The sequence below is a fragment of the Pseudomonas sp. TAE6080 genome (assembly GCF_018732265.1).
Classification (GTDB): domain Bacteria; phylum Pseudomonadota; class Gammaproteobacteria; order Pseudomonadales; family Pseudomonadaceae; genus Aquipseudomonas; species Aquipseudomonas brenneri.
In genome coordinates, this window is record NZ_JAHIDY010000045.1 from 17,574 (window position 1) to 33,742 (window position 16,169).

At 61.3% G+C, this 16,169-nt stretch carries 16 protein-coding genes; 9 read left to right on the plus strand and 7 right to left on the minus strand.

Features of this window, described 5'->3' with window-relative positions:
- Window positions 1–6: 6 nt before the first annotated feature.
- Window positions 7–1,707 (plus strand): urease subunit alpha, encoded by a 1,701-nt coding sequence (ureC, locus tag KL786_RS24975; RefSeq protein ID WP_215519321.1) that lies wholly within the window; start codon window positions 7–9, stop codon window positions 1,705–1,707.
- Between the two features lie 99 nt (window positions 1,708–1,806).
- Window positions 1,807–2,931 carry a sensor histidine kinase gene (locus KL786_RS24980; protein ID WP_215519322.1) on the plus strand — a complete coding sequence of 375 codons (1,125 nt, stop codon included), beginning with the start codon at window positions 1,807–1,809 and terminating at the stop codon, window positions 2,929–2,931.
- A gap of 7 nt (window positions 2,932–2,938) precedes the next feature.
- On the opposite strand, the gene KL786_RS24985 is transcribed toward KL786_RS24980, so the two are convergent.
- The gene (locus KL786_RS24985; RefSeq protein WP_215519323.1) at window positions 2,939–3,883 is read right to left on the minus strand and encodes a DnaJ C-terminal domain-containing protein; all 945 of its coding nucleotides are present in this window, start codon (window positions 3,881–3,883) and stop codon (window positions 2,939–2,941) included.
- Between the two features lie 272 nt (window positions 3,884–4,155).
- Here KL786_RS24985 and KL786_RS24990 point away from each other — a divergent pair, with 272 nt between their 5' ends.
- Window positions 4,156–5,424 (plus strand): Hsp70 family protein, encoded by a 1,269-nt coding sequence (locus tag KL786_RS24990; protein WP_215519324.1) that lies wholly within the window; start codon window positions 4,156–4,158, stop codon window positions 5,422–5,424.
- Between the two features lie 136 nt (window positions 5,425–5,560).
- On the opposite strand, the gene KL786_RS24995 is transcribed toward KL786_RS24990, so the two are convergent.
- From KL786_RS24995 to KL786_RS25005, 3 genes are all read right to left on the minus strand, one after another.
- Window positions 5,561–6,574, minus strand: coding sequence for an AI-2E family transporter (locus KL786_RS24995; protein ID WP_215519325.1), 1,014 nt, complete (start codon window positions 6,572–6,574; stop codon window positions 5,561–5,563).
- 178 nt (window positions 6,575–6,752) lie between these two features.
- On the minus strand, window positions 6,753–7,052 hold the full coding sequence (locus KL786_RS25000; RefSeq protein WP_032862388.1) for a PsiF family protein: 300 nt from the start codon (window positions 7,050–7,052) through the stop codon (window positions 6,753–6,755).
- Window positions 7,053–7,123: 71 nt separating this feature from the next.
- Window positions 7,124–7,912, minus strand: coding sequence for an AraC family transcriptional regulator (locus KL786_RS25005; protein ID WP_215519326.1), 789 nt, complete (start codon window positions 7,910–7,912; stop codon window positions 7,124–7,126).
- A gap of 97 nt (window positions 7,913–8,009) precedes the next feature.
- Here KL786_RS25005 and KL786_RS25010 point away from each other — a divergent pair, with 97 nt between their 5' ends.
- Window positions 8,010–8,882 (plus strand): DMT family transporter, encoded by an 873-nt coding sequence (locus tag KL786_RS25010; RefSeq protein ID WP_032862390.1) that lies wholly within the window; start codon window positions 8,010–8,012, stop codon window positions 8,880–8,882.
- Here KL786_RS25010 and KL786_RS25015 read toward each other — a convergent pair.
- Complete coding sequence (locus KL786_RS25015; protein WP_215519327.1) at window positions 8,879–9,769, minus strand: esterase/lipase family protein; 891 nt, start codon at window positions 9,767–9,769, stop codon at window positions 8,879–8,881. The two genes, KL786_RS25010 and KL786_RS25015, sit on opposite strands and share 4 nt — an antisense overlap.
- Before the next feature lie 134 nt (window positions 9,770–9,903).
- Window positions 9,904–11,973, minus strand: a complete 2,070-nt coding sequence (locus KL786_RS25020) for an AsmA family protein (RefSeq protein ID WP_215519328.1) — start codon at window positions 11,971–11,973, stop codon at window positions 9,904–9,906.
- A gap of 368 nt (window positions 11,974–12,341) precedes the next feature.
- Here KL786_RS25020 and KL786_RS25025 point away from each other — a divergent pair, with 368 nt between their 5' ends.
- Both KL786_RS25025 and KL786_RS25030 read left to right on the plus strand, forming a co-directional pair.
- Window positions 12,342–12,761, plus strand: a complete 420-nt coding sequence (locus tag KL786_RS25025) for a hypothetical protein (protein ID WP_082445654.1) — start codon at window positions 12,342–12,344, stop codon at window positions 12,759–12,761.
- A 152-nt stretch (window positions 12,762–12,913) separates the two neighbouring features.
- On the plus strand, window positions 12,914–13,546 hold the full coding sequence (locus KL786_RS25030; RefSeq protein ID WP_215519329.1) for a TetR family transcriptional regulator: 633 nt from the start codon (window positions 12,914–12,916) through the stop codon (window positions 13,544–13,546).
- A 5-nt stretch (window positions 13,547–13,551) separates the two neighbouring features.
- On the opposite strand, the gene KL786_RS25035 is transcribed toward KL786_RS25030, so the two are convergent.
- Window positions 13,552–14,058 (minus strand): C40 family peptidase, encoded by a 507-nt coding sequence (locus KL786_RS25035; protein WP_215519330.1) that lies wholly within the window; start codon window positions 14,056–14,058, stop codon window positions 13,552–13,554.
- 298 nt (window positions 14,059–14,356) lie between these two features.
- Here KL786_RS25035 and ureE point away from each other — a divergent pair, with 298 nt between their 5' ends.
- From ureE to ureG, 3 genes are read left to right on the plus strand one after another with little or no spacing between them, the layout of a single operon-like run.
- Window positions 14,357–14,857: an urease accessory protein UreE gene (gene ureE / locus KL786_RS25040; RefSeq protein WP_215519331.1), complete on the plus strand. Its 501-nt coding sequence runs from the start codon at window positions 14,357–14,359 to the stop codon at window positions 14,855–14,857.
- Window positions 14,854–15,528 carry an urease accessory protein UreF gene (locus tag KL786_RS25045; RefSeq protein WP_215519332.1) on the plus strand — a complete coding sequence of 225 codons (675 nt, stop codon included), beginning with the start codon at window positions 14,854–14,856 and terminating at the stop codon, window positions 15,526–15,528. The genes ureE and KL786_RS25045 overlap by 4 nt, the downstream gene beginning before the upstream one ends.
- 9 nt (window positions 15,529–15,537) lie before the next feature.
- Window positions 15,538–16,152: an urease accessory protein UreG gene (gene ureG, locus KL786_RS25050; RefSeq protein WP_017849719.1), complete on the plus strand. Its 615-nt coding sequence runs from the start codon at window positions 15,538–15,540 to the stop codon at window positions 16,150–16,152.
- Window positions 16,153–16,169: the final 17 nt, after the last annotated feature.

Sequence of the window (16,169 nt, forward strand, 5' to 3'; positions counted from 1 at the left end):
ACTCCTATGAAAATCAGCCGCCAGGCCTATGCCGACATGTTCGGCCCCACCGTCGGTGACAAGGTCCGCCTGGCCGATACCGAGCTGTGGATCGAAGTGGAACAGGACTTCACCACCTACGGCGAAGAAGTGAAATTCGGCGGCGGCAAAGTCATCCGCGACGGCCAGGGCCAGAGCCAACTGCTGGCCGCCGAGGTGGTCGACACGGTGATCACCAACGCGCTGATCATCGATCACTGGGGCATCGTCAAGGCCGACGTCGGCCTTAAAAATGGCCGTATCGCCGGGATCGGCAAGGCCGGCAACCCGGATATCCAGCCCGGCGTGACCCTGGCCATCGGTGCCAGCACCGAAGTGATTGCCGGCGAAGGCATGATCCTCACCGCCGGCGGCATCGACACCCATGTGCACTTCATCTGCCCGCAGCAGGTCGAAGAAGCACTGACCAGTGGCGTCACCACCATGATCGGCGGCGGCACCGGGCCAGCCACCGGCACCAACGCCACCACCTGCACCTCGGGTCCGTGGCACCTGGCGCGCATGCTGCAAGCCAGCGATGCGTTCCCGATGAACATAGGTTTTACCGGCAAGGGCAACGCCAGCCTGCCCGAGCCGTTGATCGAGCAGGTCAAGGCCGGTGCCATCGGCTTGAAGTTGCATGAAGACTGGGGCACCACGCCCGCCAGTATCGACAACTGCCTGAGCGTGGCCGACCAGTACGACGTGCAGGTGGCGATCCACAGCGACACCCTCAACGAATCCGGCTTTGTCGAAACCACCCTCGCCGCACTCAAGGGCCGCACCATCCACACCTACCACACCGAAGGGGCCGGCGGCGGGCATGCGCCCGATATCATCAAGGCCTGCGGTTTCCCCAATGTACTGCCCAGTTCCACCAACCCGACCCGGCCGTTCACCCGCAATACCATCGACGAGCACCTGGACATGTTGATGGTCTGCCATCACCTCGACCCAAGCATTGCCGAGGACGTGGCCTTCGCCGAAAGCCGCATCCGCCGCGAGACCATCGCCGCCGAAGATATCCTGCATGACCTTGGCGCATTCTCGATGATCAGCTCCGACAGCCAGGCCATGGGCCGCGTGGGCGAAGTGATCATGCGCACCTGGCAAACCGCCGACAAAATGAAAAAGCAACGCGGGCCACTGCCGGGGGACGGCGCAGGCAACGACAACTTCCGCGCCAAGCGCTACATCGCCAAGTACACCATCAACCCGGCGATCACCCATGGCATCAGCCATGAGGTGGGCTCCATCGAAACCGGCAAATGGGCCGACCTGGTGCTGTGGCGCCCGGCATTCTTTGGTATCAAGCCCACGTTGATTCTCAAGGGCGGAGCGATTGCCTCAAGCCTGATGGGCGATATCAACGGCTCGATCCCCACCCCGCAACCGGTGCACTACCGCCCGATGTTCGCCAGTTTCGGCAGTGCATTGCACGCCACCAGCCTGACGTTTATCAGCCAGGCGGCGCTGGCCGAAGGCTTGCCGCAGGCCTTGGGGTTGAAAAAGCAGATCGGGGTGGTCAAGGGCTGCCGTGGGGTACAGAAGACAGACCTGATCCACAACGACTACCTGCCAGACATCGAGGTCGATCCGCAGACCTACCAGGTCAAGGCCGATGGCGAGCTGCTGTGGTGCGAGCCGGCGGATGTGCTGCCAATGGCCCAGCGGTACTTCCTGTTCTGACCGTTCATCGGCAGGTTGCCAGCGGGCCAGTGAAGCTCGCAGACGTTGGCGCTACGATGCGCCACGTTTGCTCACTGTCTTGCACTTGGGAACCTGGCTATGCGCCTATCCGAATTCATCGCGTTGCATACTGACCGAATCGTCGATGAATGGGAGCAGTTTGCCGAAACCTTGACCCCGGCCGCCGAAACCCTGGACCGCACACAACTGCGCGACCACGCGCACTCGATCCTGCTGGCCGCCGCACGGGACATGAACACCCGCCAGAGCGCCAGCGAACAAGCGGCCAAGGCCAAGGGCGAAGGCCCGGAGAAAACCCCGAGCCTGGACGAAGCCGCCGCCAGCCATGGCGAGCTGCGCCATACCGTGGGTTTTGACCTGGTGCAGATGACCTCCGAGTTCCGTCACCTGCGGGCCTGTGTGATCCGGCTGTGGGTCGAGAGCCTGGAGGCGCCGGACCTTACGTATTTCCAGGACATGATCCGTTTCAACGAAGCCATCGACGAAGCCCTGGCCGAGTCCACCGCGGCCTACGCCGAGCAGGTCAATCGCTCGCGGGATATTTTCCTCGCCATCCTCGGCCACGACCTGCGCGCACCGTTGCAGGCAGTGAAGATGTCTACCGAGATGTTGTTGCGCAAGGTCCCGCTGGACAGCAATGGCCTGGGCCTGGTGGGCAATATCAAGAGTGGCGCCCGGCATATGGCAGCCATGGTCAGCGATCTGCTGGAGTTTGTGCGCAGCCGACTGGGCAGCAGCCTGCCCATCGAGCCCAAGCCGATGAGCCTGGCCGAGGCGGCAAAGGAAGCCATCGACGAAGCGTGCGCGGGCCATCCGGACTGCCAGATTCACTTGCATATCGACGGGGATGCCCAAGGGCAGTGGGATCGCGGGCGGATTGATCAACTGCTGCAGAACCTGATCGGCAACGCGTTGCAGCACGGCCTCAACAGCCAGGCCGTGACCCTGAGCCTCAACGGCACGCCTGATAGCGTGGAATTGCGCATGCACAACTACGGCACACCGATTCCCCAGGCGGCGCTGGGCACCGTTTTCGACCCGCTGGTGCGCAGCGCCACTGAAGAGCTGGGCAGCACCTCAACCAGCCTTGGGCTGGGGCTGTTTATCGTCAAGGAAGTGGTGCAGGCCCATCGGGGCACGATTGAAGTGGCCTCCAGCGAGGCGGCGGGCACCACGTTTACCGTGGTGCTGCCGCGCCGATAGGCCTCTGTTAGCGGGTCCAGGTTTCCCGTGGATCAAAGTCGGCTTTCTTCGCCAACTCCTGCCACAACGCCTTGACCTCATCGTCACAGCTCTTGGGCATTACCGCCTTGAGCTGCACAAACAGATACCCGCGTTGCCCGGCCTTGTTCAGCAAGCCATGGCCCTTGGCGCGCATGCGCTGGCCATTCTGGCTGCCGGCCGGCACCTTGAGGTTGATCTTGCCGGTGAGGGTCGGCACCGCCACTTCCGCACCCAACGCCAGTTCCCATGGCGCCAGGGGCAGGTTGATGATCAGGTTTTCGCCGTCCACTTCGAACTTGGGATGCGGCGCAAACTTGATGATCAGGTACAGGTCGCCATTGGCCCCACCGCCAATCCCCGGCGCACCCTGGCCCTTGAGGCGGATGCGCTCGCCATCGGCGACACCGGCCGGGATCTTCACGTTCAGGCTCTTGGTGGTGTTGCTGACGTGCCGGCCCGAGGCGTCGTATTGCGGGACCTGGAAGCTGATCTGCTTGGACTCGGTAGAGAGTGTCTCCTCAAGGAACACCGACAGCTGCATCTCCACGTCCTGGCCTTTACGCCCTGTAGGACGGCGCTGACCGCCACCAAAGCCATCACCACGGGAGCCGAAGATCGAGCTGAAGAAGTCAGAGAACTCACCGCTGTCCTGGCCACCACCAAACCCACCACGGCTCTGCCAGCCTGGCGGCCCCTGGAACGGTTGACCGTGCTGGCCATAGCGGCGCAATTCGTCGTACTCGGCGCGTTTGTCCGCACTTTTCAGCGCTTCATAGGCTTCCGAGGCATCCTTGAACTTCGCTTCCGCGTCCTTTTCCTTGCTGACGTCGGGATGATACTTACGGGCCAGCTTGCGATAAGCGGCCTTGATCTGCTTGTCATCGGCCGTCGGCTCGACACCAAGAATCTTGTAATAGTCTTTGAAATCCATGGGGGCATCACCATCCGTTATCGAGATCGCACAGTCGCGCCCTGCCTGCCGGGGCATTGCGGGGCGGTTCGAGGTGCGTCAGAAAATTATCGGCGGCTTGCAGGACAAACTTGATCCTTTCGACAGCCACCAACCGTATTCACAGGAGTTGGGGGCAAAGAGCCGACCTTTCAAGGTAACAAGTCTGCTGTATTTAGCGGATAGTCGGCCTACGCATCTGCACGCGAGTGACATACACTGCGCGGCCGTTTTTTAACCGGAACCTGTTAGACATGAACAACACCTCCCCAGCCCGTGCCTGCGGCATCGACTTCGGCACGTCCAACTCCACTGTCGGCTGGATCCGTCCCGGCATGGAAACGCTTATCGCGCTGGAGGACGACAAGATCACCCTGCCGTCGGTGGTGTTCTTCAACTTCGAAGAACGCCGCCCGGTGTACGGCCGCCTGGCGCTGCACGAGTACCTGGAAGGCTACGAAGGCCGCCTGATGCGCTCGCTCAAGAGCCTTTTGGGCTCCAAGCTGATCAAGCACGACACCAGCGTGCTGGGCACGGCCATGCCGTTCAAGGACCTGCTGGGCCTGTTTATCGGCCAGCTCAAGAACCGCGCCGAAGCCACCGCCGGCCGTGAGTTCGAAGAAGTGGTGCTGGGCCGACCGGTATTTTTCGTCGATGACGACCCGATGGCCGACAAAGAGGCCGAAGACACCCTGGTGGACGTGGCCCGCAAGCTCGGCTTCAAGGAAGTCTCGTTCCAGTACGAACCGATTGCCGCGGCCTTCGACTACGAGTCCACCATTGAAAAAGAAGAGCTGGTACTGATCGTCGATATCGGCGGCGGTACCTCTGACTTCTCCCTGGTGCGCCTGTCGCCTGAGCGGCGCAAGCACGACAACCGCCACGACGACATCCTCGCCACCGGCGGCGTACACATCGGCGGTACCGATTTCGACAAACAGCTCTCGCTGGCCGGCATGATGCCGCTGTTCGGCTACGGCAGCCGCATGAAAAGCGGCGCCTACATGCCCACCAGCCACCATATGAACCTGGCCACCTGGCACACCATCAACTCGGTGTACTCGCAAAAGTCCCAGATTGCGTTGGGCAGCATGCGCTACGACATCGAGGACACCGGCGGCATCGACCGCCTGTTCAAGCTGATCGAACAGCGCGCCGGGCACTGGCTGGCCATGGAAGTGGAAGAAACCAAGATCCACCTCACCCACGACGCCAGCCGCCATGTGCCGCTGGACCGGGTAGAACCAGGCCTGAGCGTGGAACTGAGCCGCGCCCTGTTCGAGTCGTCCATCGACAACCTGCTGGAACGGGTGCGCAACAGCGTGAGCCAACTGCTCGACGACGCCTCGGTGGACGTGGCCCAGGTCGACACGGTGTTCTTCACCGGCGGCTCCAGCGGCATCCCAGCCCTGCGCCAGAGTGTTTCGGCGATGCTGCCCAATGCGCGGCACGTAGAGGGGAATATCTTTGGCAGCATCGGTAGTGGGTTGGCGATTGAGGCCAGTAAGCGCTATGGCTACTGATCTTTAGCTGGAACCGTGGCGCGGCCTTCGCGAGCAAGCCCGCTCCCACATTTAGACTGCATTCCCAAGGTGGAACTCGGTCCAAATGTGGGAGCGGGCTTGCTCGCGAAAGGGCCAGTCCAAACACCCTCAAGTTTTAGACCATCCCGCCCAACTTCAACTCACTCTTCAAATACGCATAGTAGATCGGCCCCGCCACCACTCCCGGCAGGCCGAATGCGGCTTCGAACACCAACATCGCCAACAGCAACTCCCACGATTTGGCACTGATCTGCCCGCCGACGATGCGCGCGTTGAGAAAGTACTCGACCTTGTGGATCACGATCAGATACCCCAGCGCCGCCACCGCGACCCAGATCGACAGCGACAGGGCGACGATGGTGATCAGGGTGTTGGACATCAGGTTGCCGATCACCGGCAGCAGGCCCAGCAGGAAGGTCAGAACGATCAAGGTCTTGGTCAGCGGCAGGTGGATCCCGCACAGCGGCAGCACTACCGCGAGGAATATCCCGGTAAAGACAGTGTTGAGCGCAGCGATTTTGATTTGCGCGAAGACAATGTTGCGAAAGGCCTGGACCAACAGGTGCAGGCGGTCGAACAGCGCGGCGGCCAGGGGTTTGCGCTTGGTCAGGTCGGGGACCCGTTGCAAGGCGATGATGGCGCCCAGGACCATGCCGATCAGCAGGGTCACGAACATGTGGGCGGCGTCTTTGCCGACCAGTTGCAAATCGCTCAGGTGCTTGCTCAACCAATCGCCAATGGCCACGCGAAATTCGGCGGCGCTGGCCGGCAGGTAGGCGTCGAGGAACGGCGGCAATTGGCCGCGTGCGCGGTCGACCACACCCATGAATTTATCCAGGGAAGCCCCGGGGTTTTCCGCTTCGTGCAGCAGGAAGCTGATGGCGCCAGCGAAGATCAGGGTCAGTACGCTGACAATCACCGTGCCGAGCAAGGCCACGGCCAGCCAGCGTGCGCGCCGGCCTGCGATCAGCCGTTGCAACTGCGGGGTGAGCATGTTGACCAGTTCGAAGACAAGCAAGCCAGCCAACAGGCTGGGCAGCAGTTTTAACGGCAATACCAGCAACAATCCGCCGAAAATGATGATGTAGCTGGCCAGCAACAACACATGACGCTGAGAAAACGTTGGCATACAGCCTCTAAACGAACGGCGTTAAAGGACGTGTAGGAGCGGGCTTGCCCGCGAAAAACGTCCAGACAACGCGTTCATCCAGAGTGCCGGCGTTATCGTTCACGTTCTTCGCGAGCAAGCTCGCTCCTACAGGTGTAAGGGCTGTGCGAGTGTCGCAGCCTTAGGTAGTCCGGGGCTATTAATTCTTCAGGCAGGTGCTCATAAAGGTTTTACGCGCATCGCCAGCCAGCGCCTTGGTTTTGGCCGACGCGTTGCAGTCCTTCATCTTTTGCTGCTGCGGGGTCAGGGTCTTGGCGTCGTTGGCGGCCGGGGCCGAGAGGCAGGTTTTCATGAAAGCCTTGCGATCATCGCCCTTCAAGGTCTTGGTGGAGGCTTCGGCGTTGCAGGTGGTCATTTTGTTTTGCTGGGCAGTGGCCGCAAACCCTTGGGAACAGAGCAGCAGACCGATCATCAACAACGGAATACGCAACATCTTCATGGAGTTTTCTCCCTGTTACCACGCCGAGGGGCGCGGCCTCCCCTGCAGTGTAGACAAAGCCTGTTACACCTTCACCTACTACGTAGGTTCGTCCGTCGATACTGCTCCGGCGTACTGCCGGCCTGGCGCTGGAACATCGCAATAAACGCCGAGGCGGTGCTGTAGCCCAGGTCAAACGCTACTTCCTGCACGCTGCGACTGCTTTCCAGCGCCTCAATGGCCGCCAGAAAGCGCAGGCGCTGGCGCCACTCACCAAAACTCATGCCCAGTTCCCGCACAAATTGCCGGGCCAGGGTGCGCTCGCTGACATGCACCTGCTGCGCCCACTGCGCCAACGCGCGGCTGTCGCCAGGGTCCGCCTGCATGCCTTCGAGCACGCTGAGCAGGCCGGGGCTGCTGGCATAGGGCAGGAAACAATCATGCACCGGCGCCTGGCGCAGTTGATCCACCAGCACCTGGGCCAGGCGCACGTCGGCCTCGTTGGCGGGGATGTTGACGTCGCGCTCGGCAAAGTCACTGAGGATGGCCTTGAGGATGTCGCTGATGGTCAGGGTGCAGGGCTGCGTGGGCAATTGCTCGCACAAGGACGGCGCCAGGTACACCGAGCGGTAGACAATCGCCTGGGCGTTGTAGGAGCTGTGCTGGGTGTTGGGCGGGATCCACACCGCGTATTGCGGCGGCGACATAAACCGATTGCCCCCCACCTCAAAGCGCATCACGCCACGGGCCGAGTAATCCAGGGAGCCCCATGCATGTTGATGGCTGGAAGCATGACTATCGGCGGCAAACTCCGAATAGCGAAAGTACACCGGGGCCGGCAATACGTCGAAATCGGGCAAGTTGATGTAGGTTCTGGACATGTTGTCTGGATACAAAGGCGGCTTGTCTGGATCGAAGTATAGGCTTCGATCCAGACAAAGGATAATCAAGCCTCACTAACGTTCCTGGTTCCTTGCGATGCAATACGCTTATCCGCTGCTGGCCATTTTTATCTGGGCTGGCAATACCGTGGTCAACAAACTCGCCGTGGGCTCGATATTCCCGGCCGAGATCGGCTTTTATCGCTGGTTGCTGGCGGCCATCCTGTTTACCCCGTTCATGCTCAAGCCGGTCATTGCCAACTGGGCGCTGATCCGTCCCAACCTGGGCAAAATCGTCATCCTCGGTGTGCTCGGCATGGCGGTCTACCAGAGCCTGGCGTACTACGCGGCGAGCCTGACCAGCGCCACCAATATGGGGATCATCCTGTCGCTGATGCCGTTGATGGCCCTGACAGCGGCCATTATCAGTCTCGGCCAGCGCCTGACCTTCGGCGCCTTGACCGGTGCAGTCCTGTCGTTTGCCGGGGTCGCGGTGGTGGTGTCATCCGGCAGCCTCGGCGCGCTGCTGCAACACGGGGTGAACCTGGGCGACGCGATGATGCTGGTGGCCACGCTGGCCTATGCGATCTACAGCACCCTGCTGAAAAAATGGCAACTGCGCCTGCCGCCCCTGGTGTTGCTGTATTTGCAGGTGCTGGTGGCGGTGGTAGTGCTGTTTCCGCTGTTCCTGGCCTCGGACAAGGTCGGCCTGGGCCCCTCGAATATTGGCCTGGTGGTGTATGCCTGCCTGCTGGCGTCGATGATCGCGCCATTGGCGTGGATGCATTCGGTGAAAAACCTGGGGCCGAGCCGCACCACGCTGTTTTTCAATTTGCTGCCGTTGATCACCGCGCTGATTGCCGCGGTGGTGCTCAAGGAGCAGTTGGCGCTGTATCACCTGGTCGGGGGCGTGCTGACGTTGGGTGGGGTGATTTTGTCGGAGCGCTGGACGACGCCGGTAAGGCGCTAAATCCCGGCCGCCTTCAAGCGCTGCGCATGCTCGACAAACAGGCGAATCGGCTCGGCGCCCTTGCCCACCAGGCCCAGTGACTGGTTGACGATATCGAAATGGTCCAGCGCATAGTCATCACCAATCACCGTGCCCAGGTGTGAACTGTAGCGCCCGACCATGCCATCGCACTGGCCTTTCTCCTTGACGAAGGTGCGCGCAAACAGCCGGCAACTGCGGTTTGTGCCGTCCAGCAGGTTGCGCCCGCGATCGGTCTTGCCCGGCTGCAAGGTGCCGGACCAGGAGTAATACCGCACACCGTTCACTTCCTCGGCGCCCTGCCCGCCCCAGGTATCTGGCAACCCCTGGGGGTACTGGCGATTGAACAGCGCCACGCCCTCACTGGTCAGTGACTGATGAGAGGCGTGGATATCCGCCGCAAAACGCGGGCCGCGATAGCCGGTTTCGAGCAGCCCCATCACCACGCCCACCAGGCGCAACAACGCACTCATGACCCGCCCCTTGGCGCTATCGGCCGGGTAGTGGGTGTGCAAGTAGTCCGCCAGTTCAGAACCGTGATTGGGCCCGGCCACTGAGGTGACCGAGGCCACCCACTCCGGGCGTTTAGCTGCTGCGTAGCGGGCGGTGAGCGAACCCTGGCTGTGACCGATCAGGTTGACCTTGTCGGCGCCGGTCTGGCGGCGTATCTGTTCGATCTGCACCAGCAACTGCTCGCCGCGCACCTCACTGGCGTTGAGCGGCGCCACCTGCACCGCAAACACCTGCGCCCCGCCGGCACGCAATGCCGGGACGATCCCGTACCAATACGGGTACAGCACCAGCCGCACAAACCCGAGCATGCCCGGCACCAGGACCAGGGGATAACGAGTAGCCAATGACTGCGGCATGGGGCGAACGTCCGTCAAAGAGGCGATTGAGCTGATCCTAGACCAGCCCTGCAGCAATCGATATGACACCCGGCAACATCCGATAAAACTTTTTGCGCCGCGTAGCACTCACATTTTGGTTTCGGGCTCGTCAGTCAGCCCTTCACCGTCTTCGGCGCCTTGCCTTCCTTCATCTGCTGCAACAGCGGCACACATTGGTTCGGCACATCACCGCTCGGCGCCACCAGTGCCAGCAATCCCGCCGCAGGCCCGACAATCACCCCCAACGCCACCATCCCCGCACCCCGCAGCATCAACGGCACCGCCTTGACCCCGGCATTGGGCTTGATAAACGGCCCGTTGACGTACAACGGCGAGCGCAACGAGAACAGGCGAAAGCCCTTGGACTCTGGGGTAATCGTCAGGTCCAGTTGTTCGCTGGCCATGTTTGCGGTGCCATCGATGTAGATGATCGCGTTCTCGGTATCGAACACAAACAGCCGACTGGTGGCCAGGCCGGTCTTGATGCCGAAGTCCGCCGCCGCGCAGTTGATCTTCACTTCCTTGTCGCCAAACATCTTGCCGACCACATAGTTGCCCACGTTCAGCCCGGCGATTTCCATCAGGCCACGGCTGATCGCGCCGTCGTTGATGAGCATTTTCAGATCGCCATTGGCACTGCCCAAGAGCGCCGCCACCGAGTTGCCACGCCCGGCGATATCGGCATCGCCGTTGAGTTCGCCGAAGCTGGTTTTCATCGGTTCAAAGGTGGGGAACAACTGCTTGAGCTTGAAGTTGCGCGCCGTCAGCTTCGCCCGGCCCTCCAGCGGAGTGATGCGGCCATTGAGGCGGATTTGCGCGCTGAGCTTGCCTCCCGCCACGCCAAAACGCAGGGGTTCCAGGCTCAATTGGCCGTCGGTCAGCACCAGGTGTGTGTAGAGGTCGGTGAACGGCAGTTCGGCGCTGTGGACAATGCGCTTGCCCGTGAACTCGACATCCGCGTCCATATCGCGCCAGCGCTCGGTGCGAAACTCCTCCACCGGCAGCACCTTGGTCGCCGGTTGCTTGCTCATCCCGCCACGGGCCTTTTGCTTGGCGTTGGAGTCAGCACCGATCAGCGGCGCCAGGTCGGCCAGCAACAGTTGATTGGAGACCAGCGCCCCACTGAGCTTGGGCCGCGGCTGGCTGGCGACGTAGGCCAGGTCGCCATGGATATCGCTGTTGCCGATCTTGCCGTTGAAGTTTTCATAGCGGAACGACGCGCCGCCGGGTTCATGCAGCTTGGCGATCAAGCGACCATCGGTGGAGTAAGCCGGTGAATCCGGCAGGGTCACGCCAGTCAGCGGGTAAAGGTTGCCCAGGCTGGTACCGGACAGTTTCAGGCGCAAATCCAGGGCGCCGAGGTTCAGCGGGTCGGTCAGGGTGCCGGCCAGGGCGATGCTGGTGTCACCGATCCTGGCCTGGGCTTGCAGAGGGAATGGCTTAGCGGCGTCCTGCAGGGCCAGCAACCCGCCGATCTTGCCGCTGCCGGCGAGTTTCTGGCCGTGGTACTGACCGCTGACCTTGAGACCGAAAGCGTAGTCCTGGGGGGCAGAGCCCTTCTCCAGGGCCTTTTTTGCATCCCCTTCACCCACGATGTCACTGAACGCAACCGGCTTGCCCAGCGGGTCGACCAGCACATCCAGGCGGGTCTTGAGCGACTGGTCGTCGAGGGTCACGTGGCCTTTGTCGAAGCCGATAGCGCCGATATCCACCACCCAGTTGGACGGTTCGGCATTCGGGTCCTTGGGATCAAATTTGAATACCCAGTTGGCGCGCCCATCGGCCAGGCGCTGCAACTCGGCGCTCGGTTCGGTCAGGTCGATACGCGGGATCACCACGCGCTGGGCCAGCAAGGCCAACGGCGAGATACGCAATTCGACACGCTTGAGGCTGACCATCTGCGGTTTTTTCGACCACTCGGGGTTGCCCAGGCTCAGGTCCTCGGCCACCACATGGGGCCACGGCACCCAGGCCCGCCAACCACCCTCGTCCGGCTCGCGCTGCCAGACCACGGCCAGGTTGCCATTAATGGCAAAGGTGCGATGCAGCTCTTCGGAGACTTTGGCATTGAGTTGCGGCTTGATCCGGTTCCAGTCGAAGAACACCAGGATCAGCACGACGGCGGCGATTAACAGAACGAAGCAAGCACTGCTCCAGGCGAGAATTTTACGAGTGCGCGTCATTGCACAGGGCTCCTGATTACGACTGCGCGTGCCAGTGGCAACGCGCGCAAGGACTAAAGCTTATATGGCTACGACTGGCAAATGGCCTGGGGGTTTAACCGCAGAGTGGAATTAGCGGCGAAAAGCGCTTTTTCTGACTAATCCGACAGCTTCTTTCATCAACGGCGCACCGTTGTTACCCACACCCGTGTCGAAAATACCCACCTCGGTGCAAAAGCGCGTGCTTGAGACGCGCGTTCTAGAGCCCCCGCGTAGAACAATCAATTCTGTTGATTATTACCATTGTGTTTATGAACTTTTATATCGAGTTATCGAGAGTAGCATTAGCCCTGTACCCACTTTATCGCCCTCCCAAGGAGCAACTCATCATGAAACGCCAATTACTGCTCAGTGTTGCACTCTCTGTCCTGGCCACCAGCGCTTTCGCCCTGCCAGCTGCAGAACAAGCGATCCCACAAGTCAAATCTGACGCTGTACACATCAGCCAGACCGTTGCCGAAGGTGGCCGCGATCGCCTGGAACAGAAAGGTCTGGTCGAAGGTGGCTCGGATCGTCTGCAAGAACGCAATGCCGTAGCTGAAGGTGGCCGTGATCGCCTGGAACAGAAAGGTCTGGTCGAAGGCGGCTCGGATCGTCTGCAAGAACGCAATGCCGTAGCTGAAGGCGGCCGTGATCGCCTGGAGCAGAAAGGTCTGGTTGAAGGTGGTTCTGACCGTCTGCAAGAACGTAACGCCGTAGCTGAAGGCGGTTCCGACCGTCTGGCTGAAATGCATAAAGCTACGAGCTAAGCCTGTGCTGGCCCTGAAAAAAGCCCGATCCCCAGCGATCGGGCTTTGACTTTGTGTGACCCGCACCACCTTTGTCCTGTTTCAAGTTCGACGCCGGTAAAGTTGATTTGCTAGAGTGCGTCGCTGTCCTTGCCTACAAAGCCCACCCGCCCATGCTCCCCCGCGCCGAACAGAAGCAACAGACCCGCCTTGCCTTGATGGACGCAGCCCGCCATCTGATGGAGGGTGGTCGAGGGTTTGGCAGCCTGAGCCTGCGGGAAGTGGCCAAGAGCGCTGGCATCGTGCCGACCGGCTTCTACCGTCACTTTGCCGATATGGACCAACTGGGCCTGGTGCTCGTCAGTGAGGTCGGCCAGACCTTCCGTGCCACCATCCGCCTGGTACGCCACAATGAATTCGTCATGGGCGGCATCATCGATGCCTCGGTACGGATCTTTCTCGATGTGGTGGCGGCCAACCGTTCACAGTTTTTATTCCTCGCCCGCGAGCAATACGGCGGTTGCCTGGCCGTGCGCCAAGCCATCGGCGCCTTGCGCGAAGACATCACCTCGGACCTGGCGGCCGACCTGACGCTGATGCCCAAGCTCCAGCACCTGGATGCCGAGGGCCTGCATGTGATGGCCGACCTGATCGTCAAGAGCGTGTTCGCCACCCTGCCCGACATCATCGACCCGCCCGCCGCCGCCCTGCCGGCACACCTCACGCCCCAGGCCAAGATCACCCAGCAACTGCGCTTTATCTTTATCGGTCTCAAGCACTGGCAAGGCCTGGGCAGCGCCGAATAGAACGATCAACGCACCGCGTAGAAGCGTTTGGCGGTGGTGTAGTTCTTCTTCCAGTAGGTGTTGGCCAGCGAATCAATGCGGATGCTTTTGCCCGGGCGCGGCGAATGAATGAATTTGCCTTCGCCGATGTACAAGCCGACATGGCCAACCTGGCCGCTGCCATTGCCCCTGAAAAATACCGCATCGCCGGGTTGCAGCGCATCGCGCTTGATCGTTGCCGCCGTTGAGCGGTGCATCGCCGAGGTGGTGCGCGGGATAGCAATATTGGCTTGGGTCTTGAACAGATAGACCAACAGACCGCTGCAATCGAACCCCTGATCCACCGATGCCCCTCCCAATTTGTAAGGCTTGCCCAACAATTCATAGGCGCGGTCGACAACGTTGTCGATGGCAGGCCTGGGCACGGAACTGAACGAGGCCAGTGACGCGCCGCGTTTACTGACGTTGGCCCAGGACGATGACGTCAGCGCAAACAGGCCGACAATAACTACACCTAAAAATGACTTGAACATGATGAACGTCGCGATGGATTAAAGAAGGGGCGAAATCCTAGTGAAACGACGTAGAGCGAGATGAACGGAAACTCTCAGATCGTTGTAAGACACATCCCAAAGCTCCTGAAGCCCGCAACCAGCTGCACAATTTCGGCGCCAAAAGCCGCGATCGCGCACCAAAATGAGTCATGTCTCGCGCAATCTGTTGCCCCAATGAGTGGCAGACACTCGATTCCTACGTCGTTTTCCTACATCCAGCCAGATTGGCAAGCCCCTTGCTCTAGCCTGTTTATCGCTCATAGCTGGAAGCTTCCTGATGCTGGTGATCCACCGCCGAATCGCCCCCCAACCCGTCTGGGCCGCAGAGTTGCTGCTGAACTTCGAAGCTCGCAGCAAAAGCCGCCTGCGCTGTTTCAGTGCCGAGGGAGAAGACGTCGGCCTGTTTCTGGAGCGCGGCCAGTCGCCGCTGCATGACGGAGAGTTCCTACAGGCTGAAGACGGACGTGTCGTACGCGTCTGCGCTCGCCCTGAACAACTGCTGCATGTCACCTGCAGCAGCGCCTTCGAACTGACCCGCGCGGCTTATCACCTGGGCAACCGCCACGTGGCCCTTCAAGTGGGAGACGGCTGGCTGCGCCTGCTCGATGACTACGTGCTCAAGGCCATGCTGGAGCAATTGGGCGCCCATACCGAAACCCTCGAAGCGCCGTTCCAGCCAGAACACGGCGCCTATGGTGGCGGTCATCATCACTCGCGCCACGGTGATGAAGACTTCAACTACCCGCCCAAACTGCATCAGTTCGGCGTGCGCCTGTGAACCCGGCCTGGGCGCTGTTGCGCCTGGCCAGTCCGCAATTGCCGATTGGCGGCTACAGCTACTCACAGGGCCTGGAAATGGCCGTGGAGAATGCCCGTGTCAGTGATGCCGACAGCGCCCGACGCTGGATCAGCGACCAGTTGCTGCTCAACCTGGCGCGCTTCGAAGCGCCGTTGCTGCTCGCCCATTGCCAGGCCGCCGCAGCCCAGGACTGGCCGCGCCTGCGCCAACTCTGCGAGGAGCATCGCGCCAGCCGGGAAACCCGTGAGTTGTTCCAGGAGAGCCGGCAGATGGGCTATTCCCTGCAACAACTGCTCAATGGCTTGCCGGAGTTGGATGAAGCCGCCCGCGATTTTCTTGCAGCAACCCGCGAGCCGCATCTGGCCCTGGGCTGGGCGCTCGCGGCTCGCGCCTGGACGATCAGCCCCGACGATGCCCTGGCGGCGTGGCTCTGGAGCTGGCTGGAAAACCAATTGGCCGTGCTGATGAAAACCCTGCCCCTGGGCCAGCAAGCCGCCCAACGCCTGACCAGCGAACTGCTGCCCCTGCTGCAACAAGCCCAGCAGGACGCCAGCCAGCGCGACCCTCATCACTTTGGCAGCGCCGCATTCGGCCTGTCCCTGGCATGCATGGCCCACGAGCGCCAGTACAGCCGCCTGTTCCGTTCCTAGGAGAGCCCCATGAACACACAACCCCTGCGCGTCGGTATCGGCGGCCCCGTTGGCTCCGGCAAGACCGCCTTGACCCTGGCGCTGTGCCTGGCCCTGCGTGATCGCTACAACCTGGCGGTGGTCACCAACGACATCTACACCCGCGAAGACGCCGATTTTCTGGTGCGCAACCAGGCCCTGGCGCCCGAGCGGATCATCGGCGTGGAAACCGGCGGCTGCCCGCACACGGCGATCCGTGAAGATGCATCGATCAATCTCGAAGCGGTTGATCAACTGAACCGACGCTTTCCCGGCCTCGACCTGATCCTGGTGGAGTCGGGCGGCGACAACCTCTCGGCCACCTTCAGCCCCGAACTGTCGGACCTGACCATCTACGTGATCGATGTATCAGCCGGCGACAAACTGCCGCGCAAAGGTGGACCGGGAATCTGCAAGTCCGACCTGCTGGTGATCAACAAGATCGACCTGGCGCCGCTGGTCGGGGCCTCGCTGGAGCTGATGAACAGCGACACCCAGCGCATGCGCAATGGCAAACCCTTTGTGTTCAGCAACCAGAAAACCGGCGTCGGCCTCGACGAAATCGTCGCCTTTATCGAACGCCAGGGCCTGCTGACCGCAGCCTGATCCCTCTTATCAAGGAG